The sequence below is a fragment of the Haloarcula sp. MBLA0163 genome, from assembly GCF_055632435.1.
Genome location: NZ_CM145745.1, coordinates 3,110,904 through 3,127,042, shown reverse-complemented (window position 1 = coordinate 3,127,042; position 16,139 = coordinate 3,110,904). Strand labels below are relative to the sequence as shown.

The window sequence follows — 16,139 nt, the reverse complement described above, 5'->3', positions numbered from 1 at the left end:
ACCCACCGTCGGGCGACCCGCGCCGACCGTCCGTCTGCGTCCCTCGTCGAGCCGGGGCGCGTGGCCCGCGAGCGAGCGGGCGTCAGGTGAACTTCCGAACCGTCATGTCCAGCGTGTCGAGGTCCAGAATCGGGGCGAAGCCGGCGTCGGGGTCGATGTTGACGGACTTCTGGAAGTCGGTCTGGGCCTGCCAGCACCCCGAGTTCAGCGCGAGGACGTTGTGGTACTTCCCCCAGCCGAGCTTGTGGACGTGGCCGGTGTGGAACACGTCGGGCACCTCCTCCATGACGAGGTAGTCCCGGTCCTCCGGTGCGAGTCGCGTGTGGCCGCCGTACTGCGGGGCGACGTGGCGCTTCTTCAGGAGCTGGTACATCGCCTTGTGGGGTTCGTCGTAGCTGGCCTCCTCGTCCGGGAGCTCGGCGATGACCTCGTCCAGCGAGACGCCGTGGTACATCAGGACGGTGACCCCCTCCACCGTGACGAGAGCGGGGTTGGAGTGGACCTGCGCGTCGTGGGCGGTCATGATGTCTCGCAGTTCCTCGTCGAAGCCCGGCTGTGGCTCCGCGAGGCGGACGGCGTCGTGGTTGCCCGGAATCATCCGAATTTCCATGTCGCCGGGCACCTCCTTGAGGTACTCCGAGAACCGCTCGTACTGCTCGTAGATGTCGACGATGTCCAGTTCCTCGTCCTGGTCGGGGTAGATACCGACGCCCTCGACCATGTCGCCGGCGACGAGGAGGTACTCGACGTGTTCGGCCTCGGGGCTGTGGAGCCAGTCGGTAAAGCGGTGCCACGCGTCGGCCATGAATTCCTGGCTGCCGACGTGGACGTCGGAGATGAGCGCCGCCTGCACGTGGCGGTCGGCCGTCGACGGCGAGTGGGTCCGGGGGACGTCCGGGAAGTGCAGCGAGTCGACGAAGAGGATGCCGGCGTCGTCGGCCAGCGTCCCGTCGACGGCGATGACCTCGTCTAAGAGGAGCTGCTGGACCAGGTCCGCGATAGGCCGGTCTTTCATCACGAGGCAGGGGAAGGTGCCGTTCGTGTCCTCGAGTTCGACCAGCCAGTGGCCGCTGGCCGTCGAGCGGATGTCCGAGACCATCCCGATGAGCGCGGCCTCGCTGCCGCCGCTCATGTTCTGGATGGCGTCGGTCGGGCGGTGGTTCACGCGGCCCCGGAGTTTGCTCGCGAGTTTCTCGTAGCGGTCCCGGAACACCGAGACGAAGTCGCTGTACTCCCCGGTGCCCGTGGAGTTGCCGGTCATGTCGTTGGCGACCTCGATGGCCCGCTTCGAGAGGTCGACGTCGCGAGACCCCCCTGTTTCCAGTGGAACGTCCCCGCCCGTGTCCGGCGACGAGGGAGCGTCTGTTCCAGTCGAAACAGAGGGGTCTGCCGTAGCGTCCGGGTCGGTCGTTCCGTCGGCCGTCGGGCGACCGGCCGCCGTCGCGTCGGCCCTCGATTCGCCGCGGTCGAGCGCCGCGTCGACGTGGTCGGCGGTGAGTTTCAGCGCGTCGTCCGGCATCGTTTCCAGTGCGCGGTCGAGCGCGCGCTCCGGCTCCGGGGCGTCGGCCAGTTTCGTCACCGCGTCGCGTTCCGCGTTGTAGCCGCGGCTGGCGAGTTCGCTGACGATGCGGGCCGGCGTCGAGAGCGGCACGTTAGCTACTCCGCGTCGGCGGGCAAAAACGTAGCGGACCGACAGACGACGCGGGCCGACACAACATTGATGCCGTGGTGCTGACAAGCCGAGGTACGGATGGACCCCGACGTGTCGGCCGACGACGACGACCCTCCGACGAGCGGCCCGAGCGCTCGGAGCGGCCACGACGGCGGTGACGGCGTCCGGTTCTCGGCGTACGTCCGCGACGTCGGGACGAGCGTCGGCGCCGTCTTCCTCGTCGGCCTGCTGTTGTTCGCCGTCAGCGGCGTCTGGCCTCCACTGGTCGCCATCGAGAGCGGGAGCATGACCCCGAACATCGACACCGGTGACATGGTGTTCATCATGGCGGAGGACCGGTTCCCCGGCCCGGACGCCCAGCACGGCGTGGTCACCGCCGAGGCCGGGCGCGAGGCGGACTACGTGACCTTCGGCGAACACGGCGACGTCATCGTCTTCGAGCCCGACGGCGACCCACGGCGGACCCCCGTCATCCACCGGGCGATGCTGTACGTCGAGGACGGCGAGAACTGGTACGACCGCGCCGACCCCGACGCTGTCGGCACCGCCGACGGCTGTGCCGACCTCCGGAACTGTCCCGCCCCGCACGACGGGTTCGTGACGAAGGGGGACTTCAACGGGGCCTACGACCAGGCGACGGGGACCAGTACGGTCGTCCGCGCGGAGTGGGTCGTCGGCACGGCCGAACTCCGGATTCCGGGCCTCGGGTGGCTTCGACTCCAGTCCGGCCACCTGCTCGCCGGACCGCGACCGACGGGGGCGTAGGTCACACAACGGAACGTTGATTGTCCGCCTCCCGGTAGTCCCGGTAGCATGTCCGGCGACGACCGTCCGTCGGCGAGCGACGACGGTGGCGACGACGGCGCGGGTGTACTGGTGTACGTGACCGACATGGTCGGGAGCGCCGGCGCCGTCCTGCTGGTCGGCCTGCTGCTGTTCGCCGTCAGCGGCGTCTGGCCCCCGCTCGTCGCCATCGAGAGCCCCAGCATGGACCCCCACATCGAGAAGGGCGACCTCGTCTTCGTCATGGAGGAGGAGCGGTTCGCCGGGGCCAACGCACAGGACGGCGTCGTCACCGCCGCGCGTGGCGAGCGCTACGTCCGGTTCAGCCGCCCGGGCGACGTCATCGTCTACGCGCCCGACGGGAACAACGGGACGACACCCATCATCCATCGGGCGATGCTGTACGTCGAGGACGGCGAGAACTGGTACGACCGCGCCGACCCCGACGCCATCGGCGTCGCGGACGACTGCCGCGAGCTCACCAACTGTCCGGCCCCCCACGACGGGTTCATCACCAAAGGCGACAACAACCGGCGCTACGACCAGGTCGGGTCCAGTCCCATCAGCGACCCGGTCAGGCCCGCGTGGGTCATCGGCACCGCGGAGTGGCGCGTGCCGTTGCTCGGGGAGATCCGACTCGGCTGGAACCAGGCCGCACGCGTCTCCGCGGTCGAGGCGTCGGTCGACGCGGAGAACGAGACCGTCGCCGGCGCGTAGCCGCCCGCCGTCAGTTGTCGAAGCGCGCCTGCACGAACGGCTGGACGTCGTCGATGTCGCCGAGTCGCGAGTCCGAGAGCAGCACCGCTTCGGTCTCCTCGGTCGGCACCGACAGCGAGATCTCCTTCGTCCGGCCGTAGCGACCCTTCGAGACGACTACCGCGTTGACGATACCCAGCATGTCCAACTCGGAGATGAGGTCCGTCACCCGGCGCTGGGTCAACACGTCGGCGTCGATCTCCTCACAGAGGTTCTTGTAGATGTTGAACACCTCGCCGGTGTTGATGTTGCGGACCCCGTTCTTCTCGAGGAGGATGATGGCGAAGAGGACGATCTTCGACTGGGTCGGCAGGGTGCGGACGACCTCGACGACCCGGTCGAGCTCTATCTTCTCCTGGGCCTGTCGGACGTGGTCCTCCTCGACCTGGTCGGTCTGGTCGCGTTCTGCGAGTTCCCCGGCCGTCCGGAGGAGGTCGAGCGCCCGGCGGGCGTCCCCGTGTTCCTGTGCGGCGAAGGCCGCACACAGCGGGATGACGTCGTCCGAGAGGGCGCTCCCCTTGAACGCGACGTCGGCCCGGGCCTGCAGGATGTCGCGCAGCTGGTTGGCGTCGTAGGGCGGGAAGACGATCTCCTCCTCGCCGAGACTCGACTTGACGCGGGGGTCGAGGAAGTCGGTGAACTTCAGGTCGTTGGAGATGCCCATGATGGACACGCGGGAGTTCTCCAGTTCAGAGTTCATCCGCGAGAGGTTGTACAGCGTGTCGTCGCCCGATTTCTCGACGAGTTTGTCGATCTCGTCGAGCATGATGACGACGACCCGTTCGTGGTAGTCGACGGCGTCGAAGAAGGAGGAGTACACCCGGTCGGTCGGCCACCCGGTCATCGGGACCTCCTCGAAGTCTTCCTTGTCGGCTTCGAGCGCGTCGATCTCGGCCTCGAGCGCGTCGACGCTGTCGAACTCCGTCCCCTCGAGTGCGGCGGCGTCCTCGCGTGCGCGAGAGAGCGTGTCCTCGAGCGTCTCGATGCGGTCGTCGATGACGTCGACGTTCTTGTTGATGAACTTGTTCGCGAGCTGGGCGAGGACGCGGTACTGGGTGTCGGTCACCTCGCAGTTGATGTACTCGACCTCACACGGGACCTCGTACTTCTGGGAGGTGGTCTCCAGTTCCTCGCTGACGAACTTCGCGCTGGCCGTCTTCCCCGTCCCCGTCTTCCCGTAGATGAGGATGTTCGAGGGGGTGTCACCGCGGAGTGCCGTGACGAGGATGGTCGCCATGTTGTTTATCTGCTCCTCGCGGTGCGGGAGTTTGTGCGGCGTGTAGGAGGGGCGCAGCACCTCCTTGTTCTCGAAGATGGGCTCGCCCTCGAGCAGGTCGTCGAACAGGCCACGGGAGGCCTCGTCGGAGTCGTCGCTACTCCCGGTCTCGAGGTTGTCGAGCACGACGTCGTCCAGGTCCGGCGTCTGAGAGGACGGGGCGTCGGCCGCGTCGTCGTCGGACGAGAGTTCGTACTCCGAGTCCTCCGATGTGTCGGGCCCGGCGTCCGAGTCGTCGAGTGAGTCGGTCATAGTCGAGAGCACAACCCCCTTGTTTCGAGTGGAGCGCGACGGAGACTCCCGAAGAGCGGACGTGAAGACCACGTCTTCGCTATCGATAGCGAGTGTCAACGCTCTCGGGTGCGTCCAGTTGAACCACATGAACCCGTGGGTGAGGCGATATTAAACATTTCGGTCGCATCGTGGCCGTGGGTCCACGTGAAGAGACCCCCTCCACACCAAGCGAGCGGCTCCAGTCCAGGCCGGTCAGGTACCGAGATAATCACGGCTTACCCTCGATGTACCCCATCCATGCACCGGCGCGGTAGCGAGGATGCACGCGGTTGCAGGCGAACTCGGGGGAGGTCAGCGGTAGGGGATGGGCCACGGGCACAGTGGACGAGCGCGCGAGTAAGTGTCTCGTTCCGACAGTACAGTCCGACGACCTGGCTAGGAGGCGACAGTTCGGATGGACCCCCCCACCCCTTCGTTTCGGGTGGAACGGCCTAAGAGGCAGGGTGGGGGGTGAGCGGTCGGACGGGACCGCTCTAGACTAGGAAAGATTTAATACATATACACAAAAACCAAAGCCGCACCCTAGACAAAGAAACAACTAGAGTGTTACATCTGTTCTAGAGTGGTGTCTAGACGCCGCTCGGCCGGGAATACACTAGTCTCGCTCCTCGCGGATGGCCCACTCCCTCCCGTCGCGTGCCCGCTCGTCGCCGTCCACCCCGGGCGTGTTCGCGGTTCCACCTGAAACGAAGGGGTGGGGGGCTACCTCCTCCCCACCGCTTCCCCTCCGTTCCTCACCGGCCGTTCGTCGAGCTCCGTTCGACCGCTCGGGTGTGTCGCGGGTACTTGCCGTGGCCGCGGGGAGCGCTGCTATCTCTCCGTGCCCGACCGCCTCCGTTTCCCGTGCACGCGTAATCCACAGCACCACGACGGACGAGTCGTCACGTCTCGCTCCGATGTCCTACTCGGACGACCGACTACGTGTCAGCTAGACGTTCATAGTACCCTTCCACATCCTCTCTAAAAATTTATGCTTGTCTGACGTAGCCTTAAGTGAATTCGCCTTTCTTCTACGGGCAGAAGCCGCCAAACCGGCAAGTCCGGGCGGCGGGAGGATAGGATGGGACTGCTAACAAACCTCAAAGACAGCATTTCACGGGCAGCATCGACGCTGTTCTCCGAAGAAGACCCGAAGCGCATCGGGATATACGGTCCGCCGAACGCGGGGAAGACGACGCTCGCGAACCGTATCGCACGCGACTGGACCGGCGACGCCGTCGGCCCGGAGAGTCACGTGCCACACGAGACCCGCCGCGCGCGCCGGAAGGAGAACGTCGAGATAGAACGGGACGGGAAGAAGGTGACCATCGACATCGTCGACACGCCGGGCGTGACGACGAAGGTCGACTACACCGAGTTCCTGGAACACGACATGGAGAAAGACGACGCCGTTCGTCGCTCCCGCGAAGCCACCGAAGGGGTGGCGGAAGCGATGCACTGGCTTCGCGAGGACGTCGACGGCGTCATCTACGTCCTCGACTCGGCGACGGACCCGTTCACGCAGGTCAACACGATGCTCATCGGCATCATCGAGAGTCAGGACCTCCCGGTGCTGATTCTCGCCAACAAGATAGACCTGGAGGAGTCGTCGGTCCAGCGGATCCGGAACGCCTACCCGCAACACGAGACCATCCCGCTCTCCGCGCTCGAGGGCGACAACATGGACGAGGTCTACGACAAGATAGCGGAGTACTTCGGGTGATTCCATGCCAGAGATAAAAGGCCCCGACGACGGCGTGCAGATAGACCTCATCAGCGGCGAACGGATGGACGGCCTCGCCTCGATGGAGAAGATACGCGTCATCCTAGACGGGGTGCGTGACGGCAACATCGTCATCCTCGAAGAGGGGCTCTCCCCCGACGAGGAGTCCCGTCTCATCGAGGTGACGATGACCGAGATAAGCCCCGACGAGTTCAACGGCATCGAGATAGAGACCTACCCCAAATCGGAGACGGCGGACCAGAGCATCCTGGACCGCATCATGGGGAAGGAGTCGACGAAGAAACTGACCGTCATCGGTCCGGCCAACCAGATAGAGACGCTCCACAAGGACGAAACCCTCATCAGCGCGCTCGTCTCCCGGAAATAATGCCACACCAGTGCACGAACTGCGGCCGCGCGTTCGACGACGGCTCGAAGGAGATGCTGTCGGGGTGTCCGGACTGTGGCGGCAACAAGTTCCAGTTCCGGCCCGACGGCGTCGACAGTTCGAGTCCGCCGGACCCGGACGCGGAGCCACCGGAGCCACCGGAGCCGCCGGGGGCCGACAGCACCGTCGCCCGCACCGTCGGAAAGACGGCAGCGACGGTCCGTGACATCGTCGGCGGTAACGGGGGCGACGACCCGAGCGCCGGTGCCGACCACGGGGCCGCCAGTTCCACTGGAACCGCCGGTACCGAGGAGACGTCGGCCGGGACGGACCGGAGCGAGGCGGCGACGCGTCGGGAGGTCGAGGCCCAGCGGCCCGACACCGAGGACGCCGCGCAGGCGAGCGCCCGCGCGGACGTGGTGACGCCGGACGAACTCCCACAGGAGCCACAGTCGGACGCCGAAGACGAACACCACTTCCAGCCCGTCGGCGCCGACCCGGACCCGCCGGAGGAACCCGAGGAGACGGAGCGCCCGGACCTCAAGGAACTCCGCGAGGAGCTCAACGACCAGTTCGAGTCCATCAAGGTCCTCGAACCGGGCCAGTACGAGCTCAACCTGATGGAGCTGTACGACCGCGAGGAGTACATCGTCGCGCTACAGGAGGACGGGCGCTACTCCATCCAGGTCCCGGAGTCGTTCCGCGAGTAACCCCCCTCATTCTTCGGGTCGCACCCGGCACAATCGTTATATAACGCCGCGGAGATGAATCGCGTACGACCATGACACACCGGAACTACCGACGGACGGGCACACATCTCGACGAGTGGGCGTCGCTCCTCGGTGCGGACATCGCCGAGGAGTCGCGGAACCACGCCGACGAGACCGACGTGCTGGAAGAGCAGTCCGAGCACGCCTGAGTCCCGAGCGGGGACGGAAGCGGGACTGCGAACGCGGCTTACTCGATCTTGTCGTACTGGTCGGAGAGCTTCTCGGCCGCCTCGGCCATCAGGTCCTGCTCGTAGTCGTCGAGGTCCCACTCGACGATCTCCTCGACGCCGTTCGAGCCGAGTCGGACGGGGACGCCGAAGGCGGTGTCCTCGTGACCGAACTCGCCCTGTAGCTTGACGGAGGCGGGCAGGACCTCGCCGGTGTCGCGGACGATGGCTTCGACCATGTGGGCGACCCCGCGGGCCGGACCCCACTCGGTCGCGCCCTTGCGCTCGATGACGTCCATCGCGGACTCCTGCAGGTCGCCCAGAATCTCCTCGCGCTCGTCGCCGTCGAACTCGGGGTCGGTGCCGTCGACGCGCACCTTCGAGAAGACGGGGACCTGCGCGTCCCCGTGTTCGCCGAGGATGGTCGCCTCGACGTTCTGGGTCGGGGCGTCGAAGCGCTCCGAGAGGACGTAGCGGAACCGCGCGGAGTCGAGTCGACCGCCGAAGCCGATGACCTGCTCGCGCGAGCGGTCGCCGGCCTCGTAGAGGTGGCGGTTCAGCAGGTCGACGGGGTTGGAGGTGGTCAGCGAGACGTAGTCGTCGTTGTGCTCGTCCAGCGAGGACTGGATGTCCTCCATGATGGGGGCGTTGTCCCCCGCGAGGTCGATGCGGGTCTGACCGGGCTGGCGCGGGATGCCGGCCGTGATGACGACGACGTCGGAGCCGGCGGTGTCCTCGTAGCCGCCCTGACGGACCGTCGTGTTGGAGTCGTAGGCGATGCCGTGGTTCGTGTCGGCGGCCTGCCCGATGGTGTCCTCCTCCTTGTCCGGGATGTCGACGAAGACGACTTCGTCCGCGATGTCGCGGAGCGCGATGTTGTACCCTGCCGCGGCGCCGACCGTTCCGGCCGCGCCGACTACGCTTACCTTTGTCATACCATTCGGAACGCCTCTCGCGCGAACGTTAAACGTGTCGAAACCCCCCTCCACGGGTCGCTGACCGCACCCGAAAACGGTTTTCAGCGCCACGGCGTTGGTACGCGTATGAGCGACTTCGACAAGGAAGCCGAACGCGAGAAACTCCGCGAGAAGTTCGAGGAAGAGGAGGAACAGCGCGCGGCCACCGAGCAGATGAGCGAACTCCTGTTGAAGGGGGCCACGATGACGAACGCCCACTGCTCGGACTGTGGGGACCCCATCTTCCGCTACGACGGGCAGGAGTTCTGTCCCACCTGCCAGAAGCCCATCACACGCGAGCAAAGCGAGGCGGAAGACGGGACCGACGACGAGGGCGACCAGTCCGCCGACGGCCAGTCGGGCGACCACATCGAGGTGGCGAACCCGAGCGACGAGGCCCGCGTCCAGTTCGGTGCCGACGACGCGGCGAGCGACTCGGGAGCCCAGGCGGACGAACAGGCCCGGAACGAGGCCGAGGCCGGGGCGGACACAGAGCCTTCGGGCCAGACCCGTCCCGCCGACCGGCAGACGGAGCCGTCGACAGAGCCGCGGCGCGAGGTGCCCTCTGCCGACCCCGCCCGGACTCCAGACGAAGCGGGGGGCGACCGAGCCGCGGACGAGCGTGGCGCCGCCACACGCCAGCCAGCGTCCCCGTCGCGGCGGTCTCCCGACCGCGAGGAACGCTCGGGCCAGCGGTCTGACCCGGACGTTTCCACTCGAACCGCGCCCGGTGGCGGGTCCCGGAGCGACGTCCGCGCGGACCTCGCCGCCGCGGAGTCGCTGTTGGCCGAGACGGTCCGGCGCTTCGCCGAACGGGCGGCGGCGGCAGACGACCCGAGAGAGGCACGCGAACACCTCGCGGCCGCCCGCGAGGCCGCAGAGGCCCTCGACGCGGCGACGTTCTGAGCGGGGTCGGCCGTCGGGGCGGTCAGTCGTCGGCGCGGAGTCCGTCGACGGGGTCGACGGCGTCCCCATTCCGGCGGGCGTCGACGCCCTCGAGAAGCGAGTCGATGGACGGTGCCTCCCGCTGGTTCGCTCCGGTGTATCCGGCGACGAGTCGGAGACTCTCGTCCACACACGCGAAGAGTGCGACGCCCGGCAGACCCGGGAGCGCCCGCTGGAGCGGCGCGAACGTGTCGTACTCGTCGGGTGGGTCCCCCCTCGGGCAGTCGGTCCGGACGTCGTCGTCCGGGTCCGCGAGCATCGGGAACGGGAGGTCGTAGCGCCGGTGCCACACCAGCGCCCGCTCGTGGCTGTCGGGCAACACCGGGACGACGACGGCTCCCCGCGTGGCGAACTCCGCGTACCGGTCGGCGAGACGGCCGACTAGGTCCCGGCACAGCGGACAGTAGTGGTCGCGAAGGAGAACCATCAGGACGTACTCGTGGTCGGCCGCGAGGGACTCGGCGGTCAGCGTCTCGCTCCCCTCACCCACGTTGTCGCACTCGAACTCGAAGGCGCGGTCGCTACGGAACGTCGGGTCTGTCACCAGTCTCTCCCCCGGATACAGGGTTGATGTACAATTGCTTCAACGTTTCTATCCGTGTACCGGACGGCGGTCCCGTTCCCGTCGGTGGTCAGGGCTCGTAGTCGCCGCCGACGACGTCACGGATCCGGTCGGCGGTCACGTCGCCGATGCCCTCGACGTCCAGCAGGGCCTCGCGGTCGGCGGTCATCACCGCCTCGACGCTCCCGAAGTGGGCCAGCAGGTTCCGGGCGGTCACCGGGCCGACCTCCGCGACGGAGGTGACGACGTACTCCTGTTGCTCGGCCAGCGTCTTCGACTGCTTCTCGCCGTGGACGCTCACCTCGCGGTCGCCCTCGTCCTGTTCCCGGCCGGCGATGACCTCCAGGAGGTCGGCCGTCTCGGCCTCGTCCGCGGTGCGCATCACGCTGGCGCCGAAGTCGACAGCGAGGGAGGCCAGCGCCCCGTTGATGGCCTTGTGGTGGACGTTGCGGGCGCCGTAGAGGTCCTCGCCCTCGACGACGACGACCGGGCGGGCGTAGTGGCGGGTGGCGTCGCCGACCTGCTCGAACATCGACCGGTCGCCGCCGGTCAGCGTGTCCATGAAGTCGGCGACGGTCTTTCGCTCGACGACCACCCGGTCCGAGAGGACGTAGTCCCCGACCGCCAGCGTCTCCAGCCGCGTCTCGACGCCGTCACGGGTCGAGAGGTCACGGGCGATGGTCGAGTCGAGTTCGCGCTGGTCGGCCACTATCTCGACGGTCTCCGCGTCGCCGTCGGCCGTCGCGACGGTTCCCTCCATGTCGTCGGCGTCGGTCCCGGTCTCCTCGGCCACGTCCTCGCCGGCGAACGCGTCGAGGCCGGCCTGCCCGTCGTCGGCCGTGCTCCCGGCGCTGTCGCCGGGGTCGCTCTCGCCCCCGGCTCCGGCCGGACCGTCCTCCGTTGCCTCAGCTGATTCACGCTCGCTGGGCGTCTCGCTGGCGGCCCCGCCACCCTCGGCGTCCTCGTACTCGTCGAGGCCGGTCTGGCCGAGTTCGGCCTCCAGTTCGCCGGCGACGCTCTTGAGGTTCTGTAACTCTCGTTTCATCCGCTTCTGGTCGTTCCGAGCCTTCCAGAAGTACGCCTCGTCACGGGTATCCTCGGCGAGTAACACGACGACACGACCCTCGGCCTGCCGGCCGGTCCGGCCCTTCCGCTGGATGGCGCGGATGGCTGTCGGGACGGGCTCGTAGAACATCACCAGGTCGACCTCCGGCACGTCTAGGCCCTCCTCGGCGACGGAGGTCGACACGAGCACCTCGAACTCGCCGTTCCGGAAGCGGTCGAGGGTGTCCTGTTGCTCGGTCTGGGTCATCCCCTCGCTGCCGTCGGTGTCCGACTGCCCGACGAACTTCTCGGTCTGGAAGTGGTCCGAGAGGAAGTCCACAAGCGTCTCGGCGGTGTCCCGTGACTCGGTGAAGACGATGACTCGCTCGCCGTTCTCGATGCCGAGCGTCTCGGCGAGCAACATCCGCGTCTGGCGGAACTTCGGGTGCAGGTCGTCGTACGCGTTGGCCTTGCGCATCGCCTCGCGGATCTTGGGTTCGCTGACGAGGCGCTGGTCGGCCTTCGACGCGCCGGACGAGCGGGCGGCCTCCTTCAGGCGCTCGAAGTACCGCCGCAGGGACTCGACGCTCTGGGTCTCGACGTAGGTGACCGCGGTCCGGAGCTTCCGGATCTCCGCGAGCAGGCTCATCCCCTGATACCCCTCGCTCTGGTCGTTGTCCATGAGCTTCCGCAATTCGGCCTGCATCCCCTGGATCTCCCGCTCGGAGAGGTCCGGCGAGGACTTGTTGGTGACGCCCAGTTCCTTCAACTGCTCGAGGCGGTCCGCGACCACCTCGTTGACGGCGTCGCGTATCTCTATCACCACCTCCGGCAGCTCGATGCGCTGCCACTCGACGCTCGTGTCGTGGGTGTACTCGGCGACGTCGGCGTCGTCCTCGGTCATCACCGTCACCTCCGAGAGACCGAGGTTCTCACAGACCTCGAGGATGGCTTCCTCGTCGTCGCCGGGCGAGGCGCTCATCGCGGTGACCAGCGGGTCGTCGGCGTCGGCGTGGTAGCGGTCGGCGATGTAGTTGTAGGCGTAGTCGCCGGTCGCGCGGTGACACTCGTCGAACGTGCAGTGCGTGACCCCCGAGAGGTCGATGCGGTTGCCCACGAGGTCGTTCTCGACGACCTGCGGCGTCGCGATGACGACCCGGGCGCTCTCGAACAGCTCCGCCCGGTCGTCGGGCCTGACTTCACCCGTGAAAACGACGATCTCGTCGTCGGGGATGGTCAGCGCCTCGCGGTAGAACTCGGCGTGTTGCTGGACCAGCGGTTTCGTCGGCGCCAACAGGAGCGCGGTGCCGCCGACGGCGTGGAGGCGTCGGGCGGTCACGAGCAGCGAGACGGTCGTCTTGCCGAGGCCGGTGGGGAGACAGACGAGGGCGTGGGTGTCGTCGGCGGTGTCGGCGAGTTCGACCTGGTACCGACGGTTCTCGAGCAGGCCGTCGGTGACCAGCGGTTCCGTGACGTACTCGCCACCGGACTTGGCGTCGGTGGTCGCCATTGGCGTGGCGTTGGCCCCGGCGGTGGTTAAGGGTTCAGGTAGCGTGGTGGAAGTGAAACGGCGTGGACGAAGGTATTATTTCATCTTCTGATAATCAATACGGCATGACGGTGACCGGCCCGGTCGAGATCGCACTCGTCGCGTTCTTCGCGGTCTCGGGGCTGTCCCTCGCCGCGCTCACGCTGTATCTCCGGACCTATCCGACCGGCATCCGGGGCGTCCGCTCGTTCACCGCCCTGCTGGCGTTGACGGCGGTGTGGTCGTTCGCCGCCGCCGCGAAGATCGTCTCGCCGGCCCCGGTCGAACGCCTGCTGGTCGCGCTCGAACTCCCGCTGGGGGTGCTGTTCGTCCTCGTCTTCTTCGTGTTCGCGTCCCAGTACACGGGCCGCGACTGGCATCGCCGCTCCGTCTTCGTCGCGTACGCGGTGATGCTACTGGTCGGTCTCGGGCTCGGCATCCTCACGAACCCGCTCCACCACCTGTTCTGGGAGGGGATCGACCTGTCGACGGCGGTGTTCCCGCACCTCGTCCACACGGGACTGGGGCCGCTGTACTTCCTCTACGTCTTCCTCTCGTACGGGCTGTACTGCCTCGCGGTGTACGCGCTGCTCGGCATCCACCTCCGGAGCCGGTACAGCACCGAGTCGGTGTTGCTCGTCACGTTCGGGAGTGCGCTCCCGCTGTTCGTCAACGTCGTCTCGCTCCTGGACAGTGCCCCGATTCCGGGGCTCGACTACACCCCCATCGGGCTGGCGCTGTTCGGCATCGCGACGACGTGGTCCATCCAGTTGGACTTCTTCGACATCGTGCCGCTGGCCCGCGACACGGCCGTCGAGCAGAGCAGCGAGGGAATGGTCATCCTCGACGCCGAGCGCCGCATCCGCGACTTCAACCCCACGGCCGCGGCGTTCCTGCCGTCGCTCGCCGACCACCGGAACGACCCGCTCGAACGGGTCGTCGAGGACGCCGACGAGTGGTTCGAGGACGCCGACGGCGGGCGGACGGAGTTCGCCCCTCGGACCGACGACGACCGGTTCCTCTCGGTCCAGACGTCCGCGATAACCGACGGACCCCACCACCTCGGCTGGACCGTCGTCCTCTCGGACATCACCGACCAGGAGCGCCGACAGCGCCACCTGCAGCTCGTCTCGCGGGTCCTGCGACACAACATGGCCAACCGCATCAACACCATCATGGGCCACGCGGAGGTGTTAGCGGAGTTCGTCGACGAACGCGGGCGGACCCATCTGGACGCCATCGACGACAGCGCCAGCTCCATCATGGAGACGAGCGCGAAGCTCCGGACGATACAGCGCATCGTCACCAGCGACCGGAACCGGACGCGGACCGACGTCTCGGCCACCGTCGCGGCCGTCGTCGACCGGTACTCGGAGCAGTTCCCGGCGGCGACGGTGACGGCCGCCTGTCCCGAGCCGGTGTTCGTCCGGTCGACGGTCGGCCTCCAGGCGGCCCTCGAGAACCTCGTCGAGAACGGCATCGAACACGACCCGGACCCTCACCCGTCGGTGACCGTCAGCGTCGCCGTCGACGGCGACGCGGTGACCGTCACCGTGACCGACGAGGGGCCGGGCATCCCCGACACGGAGCGGCGCATCCTCGAGGAGGGGGAGACGCCGCTCCAGCACAGCTCCGGCGTCGGGCTGTGGCTCGTCTACTGCTTCGTCGAACAGTCCGGCCGCGACCTGACCTTCGAGCTGCGCCCGGCGGGCGGGAGCGAAGTGTCGTTCACGCTCGACCGTGCGCCGGCGGAACTGGAGGCGTGACACGTGGTCCCCGACCCGCGTCGCCGGGTACGGGCCACCGCATCGCCGGGGGCGTAGTCGACGCGCATGTCCACCCACAGTCACCGCGGCACCACGTCGCTCTGGGACGCCGCCGTCCGGTGCCTGTGGTGGGCACAGCAGCTCAGCGTCGTCCAGAGCGTCGTCGCGGCCGCGAAGACGGCGTTCGCGATGGCGCTCCTCGGGGTGGTCGCGCCGGCGGCGCCCGTCGTCGTCGGGTTCGTCACCTTCGCCATCTACACGGCCAACGACCTCGCCGACGTCGCCGAGGACGGCATCAACTGTCCCGAGCGGTCCGCGTTCGTCTCCGACCACTGGGCCGCGGTCGCGGCCCTCGCCGTCGTCGGCCTCCTCGTCGGTGCCGCGCTGGCGCTCGCAGCGGGCGGCCCGGCCGCTCTCGCCGTCGCGCTGGTGCCGGTCGGCGCCGCCGTCCTGTACAGCGTCCCGGTGGCCCCCGGGCGGCGGCGACTGAAGGACGTGTTCCTCGTCAACACCGCGCTCGTGGCGGTCGCGTGGGGCGTGACGGTGACGCTGCTCCCGCTCGTGCTCGCGGGTCGGCCCCCCGGACCGCTCGCGGCGGCGGTCTGTCTGTTCTTCGTCCTGCGGTCGGTCGTCTCCGTCGAGGTGTTCAACGTCCGCGACGTCGTCGGCGACGCCGTGACGGGCGTCGACACGCTCCCGGTCGTCCTCGGGGTCGGCCGGACGCGCCGCCTGCTCGCGACGCTCGACGGGTGCTCGCTCGCGGTCCTGGTCGCGCTCACGCCGGTCGCCGACGCGTCGCTCCCGGCGGTGTTCGGCCTCGCCGTGGTGAGCTTCTCGCTGTCGATAACGTGGTCTCTCGGGCAGACGAACGCTGTGAACCTGCTGTGTCTGGCCAAAGACGGGGAGTACCTCCTGCTCGGACTGGTCGCACTCGCCCTCGCCTAGACCGGGACGGCGGCCAGCCCCGCCCACATCGCGGCGGCCGAGAGCACGGGGATGGAGAAGTTGTCGTCGACGACGTAGCCCGCCACGGTGGGCTTGACGCCGTCGGCGAACGTCGCGGCGACGCCGCCCAGCACCGCCGCGGCCGGCGGGACGAACGGGGCCGCGAGCAGCGTACAGACGCCGAACATCACGAGCAACACCCACGCCTGCTTGACGTTGCTGGCCTCGGCGGACCCGAGCAGTCCGCTGATGGGGTCGCCGATGGCGAGCATGAACATCGCCGGCACCGCCACGGTGGTCGGCAGGCCGACGGCGACGGCACCGGCGACGACGGCCATCCCGACGATGTACAGCGCGTAGCCCGCGGGGTTGTCCTGTTCGTACTCGCGGGTGAGACGGTCGTAGATGGCCCAGTCGAGGCCGACCGAGAGACGGAGGTACTCCAGCGTGACGACGGCGACCAGACACACCGACAGGAACGCCTGTACGACCCGCCACGTGACGAGGTCGGGCACGAGCAGGTGCGATACCGGGACCGCCGACCCGGTGACGTGGACGAGTCGGCGGGCGACCTCGTCGGCCATC

General features: G+C 67.9%; 15 protein-coding genes. 9 read left to right on the top strand and 6 right to left on the bottom strand.

Annotated features, from left to right (window positions below; translation table 11 throughout):
• Positions 1–82: 82 nt before the first annotated feature.
• A complete protein-coding gene (locus tag ACV7GQ_RS16680; protein WP_470311332.1) occupies positions 83–1,651 on the bottom strand; it encodes a DNA-directed DNA polymerase II small subunit in 1,569 nt (522 codons plus the stop codon).
• 99 nt (positions 1,652–1,750) lie between these two features.
• Between ACV7GQ_RS16680 and ACV7GQ_RS16675 the strand changes: the two genes are divergently transcribed.
• Together ACV7GQ_RS16675 and ACV7GQ_RS16670 are read left to right on the top strand one after the other, a co-directional pair.
• On the top strand, positions 1,751–2,437 hold the full coding sequence (locus ACV7GQ_RS16675; protein ID WP_470311331.1) for a S26 family signal peptidase: 687 nt from the start codon (positions 1,751–1,753) through the stop codon (positions 2,435–2,437).
• Between the two features lie 48 nt (positions 2,438–2,485).
• Positions 2,486–3,172: a S24/S26 family peptidase gene (locus ACV7GQ_RS16670; protein WP_470311330.1), complete on the top strand. Its 687-nt coding sequence runs from the start codon at positions 2,486–2,488 to the stop codon at positions 3,170–3,172.
• 10 nt (positions 3,173–3,182) lie between these two features.
• Here the strand turns inward: ACV7GQ_RS16670 and ACV7GQ_RS16665 are convergent, their stop codons facing one another.
• Positions 3,183–4,739, bottom strand: coding sequence for a Cdc6/Cdc18 family protein (locus tag ACV7GQ_RS16665; RefSeq protein WP_470311329.1), 1,557 nt, complete (start codon positions 4,737–4,739; stop codon positions 3,183–3,185).
• 1,102 nt (positions 4,740–5,841) lie between these two features.
• On the opposite strand from ACV7GQ_RS16665, the gene ACV7GQ_RS16660 reads away from it, so the two are divergent.
• The 4 genes from ACV7GQ_RS16660 to ACV7GQ_RS16645 all read left to right on the top strand — a co-directional run bounded on the left by ACV7GQ_RS16660 (position 5,842) and on the right by ACV7GQ_RS16645 (position 7,790).
• Complete coding sequence (locus ACV7GQ_RS16660) at positions 5,842–6,483, top strand: Era-like GTP-binding protein (RefSeq protein WP_004590329.1); 642 nt, start codon at positions 5,842–5,844, stop codon at positions 6,481–6,483.
• A 4-nt stretch (positions 6,484–6,487) separates the two neighbouring features.
• Positions 6,488–6,871, top strand: coding sequence for a DUF2073 domain-containing protein (locus ACV7GQ_RS16655; protein WP_470311328.1), 384 nt, complete (start codon positions 6,488–6,490; stop codon positions 6,869–6,871).
• Positions 6,871–7,581: an OapC/ArvC family zinc-ribbon domain-containing protein gene (locus ACV7GQ_RS16650; protein ID WP_470311327.1), complete on the top strand. Its 711-nt coding sequence runs from the start codon at positions 6,871–6,873 to the stop codon at positions 7,579–7,581. The genes ACV7GQ_RS16655 and ACV7GQ_RS16650 overlap by 1 nt, the downstream gene beginning before the upstream one ends.
• A gap of 71 nt (positions 7,582–7,652) precedes the next feature.
• Positions 7,653–7,790 carry a hypothetical protein gene (locus ACV7GQ_RS16645; protein ID WP_470311326.1) on the top strand — a complete coding sequence of 46 codons (138 nt, stop codon included), beginning with the start codon at positions 7,653–7,655 and terminating at the stop codon, positions 7,788–7,790.
• 38 nt (positions 7,791–7,828) lie between these two features.
• Here the strand turns inward: ACV7GQ_RS16645 and mdh are convergent, their stop codons facing one another.
• Complete coding sequence (gene mdh / locus ACV7GQ_RS16640; protein ID WP_470311325.1) at positions 7,829–8,743, bottom strand: malate dehydrogenase; 915 nt, start codon at positions 8,741–8,743, stop codon at positions 7,829–7,831.
• 108 nt (positions 8,744–8,851) lie between these two features.
• Here mdh and ACV7GQ_RS16635 point away from each other — a divergent pair, with 108 nt between their 5' ends.
• Positions 8,852–9,670 (top strand): Sjogren's syndrome/scleroderma autoantigen 1 family protein, encoded by an 819-nt coding sequence (locus tag ACV7GQ_RS16635; RefSeq protein WP_470311324.1) that lies wholly within the window; start codon positions 8,852–8,854, stop codon positions 9,668–9,670.
• 22 nt (positions 9,671–9,692) lie between these two features.
• Here the strand turns inward: ACV7GQ_RS16635 and ACV7GQ_RS16630 are convergent, their stop codons facing one another.
• Together ACV7GQ_RS16630 and ACV7GQ_RS16625 are read right to left on the bottom strand one after the other, a co-directional pair.
• A complete protein-coding gene (locus tag ACV7GQ_RS16630; protein ID WP_470311323.1) occupies positions 9,693–10,253 on the bottom strand; it encodes a redoxin domain-containing protein in 561 nt (186 codons plus the stop codon).
• A gap of 88 nt (positions 10,254–10,341) precedes the next feature.
• Positions 10,342–12,825 carry a DEAD/DEAH box helicase gene (locus ACV7GQ_RS16625; RefSeq protein WP_470311322.1) on the bottom strand — a complete coding sequence of 828 codons (2,484 nt, stop codon included), beginning with the start codon at positions 12,823–12,825 and terminating at the stop codon, positions 10,342–10,344.
• 104 nt (positions 12,826–12,929) lie between these two features.
• On the opposite strand from ACV7GQ_RS16625, the gene ACV7GQ_RS16620 reads away from it, so the two are divergent.
• Positions 12,930–14,609, top strand: coding sequence for a histidine kinase N-terminal 7TM domain-containing protein (locus ACV7GQ_RS16620; protein WP_470311321.1), 1,680 nt, complete (start codon positions 12,930–12,932; stop codon positions 14,607–14,609).
• A gap of 66 nt (positions 14,610–14,675) precedes the next feature.
• Entirely contained in the window at positions 14,676–15,554 is an 879-nt protein-coding gene (locus ACV7GQ_RS16615; RefSeq protein ID WP_470311320.1) for a UbiA family prenyltransferase, read from the top strand.
• Here ACV7GQ_RS16615 and ACV7GQ_RS16610 read toward each other — a convergent pair.
• Complete coding sequence (locus ACV7GQ_RS16610; protein ID WP_470311319.1) at positions 15,551–16,138, bottom strand: dolichol kinase; 588 nt, start codon at positions 16,136–16,138, stop codon at positions 15,551–15,553. The genes ACV7GQ_RS16615 and ACV7GQ_RS16610 overlap by 4 nt on opposite strands.
• Between the last annotated feature and the right edge of the window lies 1 nt (position 16,139).

Bases quoted from the DNA above. Each gene is read 5' to 3' on its own strand.
- ACV7GQ_RS16675 (WP_470311331.1), top strand. From the start codon at position 1,751: ATGGACCCCGACGTGTCGGCCGACGACGACGACCCTCCGACGAGCGGC.
- ACV7GQ_RS16670 (WP_470311330.1), top strand. From the start codon at position 2,486: ATGTCCGGCGACGACCGTCCGTCGGCGAGCGACGACGGTGGCGACGAC.
- ACV7GQ_RS16665 (WP_470311329.1), bottom strand. From the start codon at position 4,739: ATGACCGACTCACTCGACGACTCGGACGCCGGGCCCGACACATCGGAG.
- ACV7GQ_RS16660 (WP_004590329.1), top strand. From the start codon at position 5,842: ATGGGACTGCTAACAAACCTCAAAGACAGCATTTCACGGGCAGCATCG.
- ACV7GQ_RS16655 (WP_470311328.1), top strand. From the start codon at position 6,488: ATGCCAGAGATAAAAGGCCCCGACGACGGCGTGCAGATAGACCTCATC.
- ACV7GQ_RS16650 (WP_470311327.1), top strand. From the start codon at position 6,871: ATGCCACACCAGTGCACGAACTGCGGCCGCGCGTTCGACGACGGCTCG.
- ACV7GQ_RS16645 (WP_470311326.1), top strand. From the start codon at position 7,653: ATGACACACCGGAACTACCGACGGACGGGCACACATCTCGACGAGTGG.
- mdh (WP_470311325.1), bottom strand. From the start codon at position 8,743: ATGACAAAGGTAAGCGTAGTCGGCGCGGCCGGAACGGTCGGCGCCGCG.
- ACV7GQ_RS16635 (WP_470311324.1), top strand. From the start codon at position 8,852: ATGAGCGACTTCGACAAGGAAGCCGAACGCGAGAAACTCCGCGAGAAG.
- ACV7GQ_RS16625 (WP_470311322.1), bottom strand. From the start codon at position 12,825: ATGGCGACCACCGACGCCAAGTCCGGTGGCGAGTACGTCACGGAACCG.
- ACV7GQ_RS16620 (WP_470311321.1), top strand. From the start codon at position 12,930: ATGACGGTGACCGGCCCGGTCGAGATCGCACTCGTCGCGTTCTTCGCG.
- ACV7GQ_RS16615 (WP_470311320.1), top strand. From the start codon at position 14,676: ATGTCCACCCACAGTCACCGCGGCACCACGTCGCTCTGGGACGCCGCC.
- ACV7GQ_RS16610 (WP_470311319.1), bottom strand. From the start codon at position 16,138: ATGGCCGACGAGGTCGCCCGCCGACTCGTCCACGTCACCGGGTCGGCG.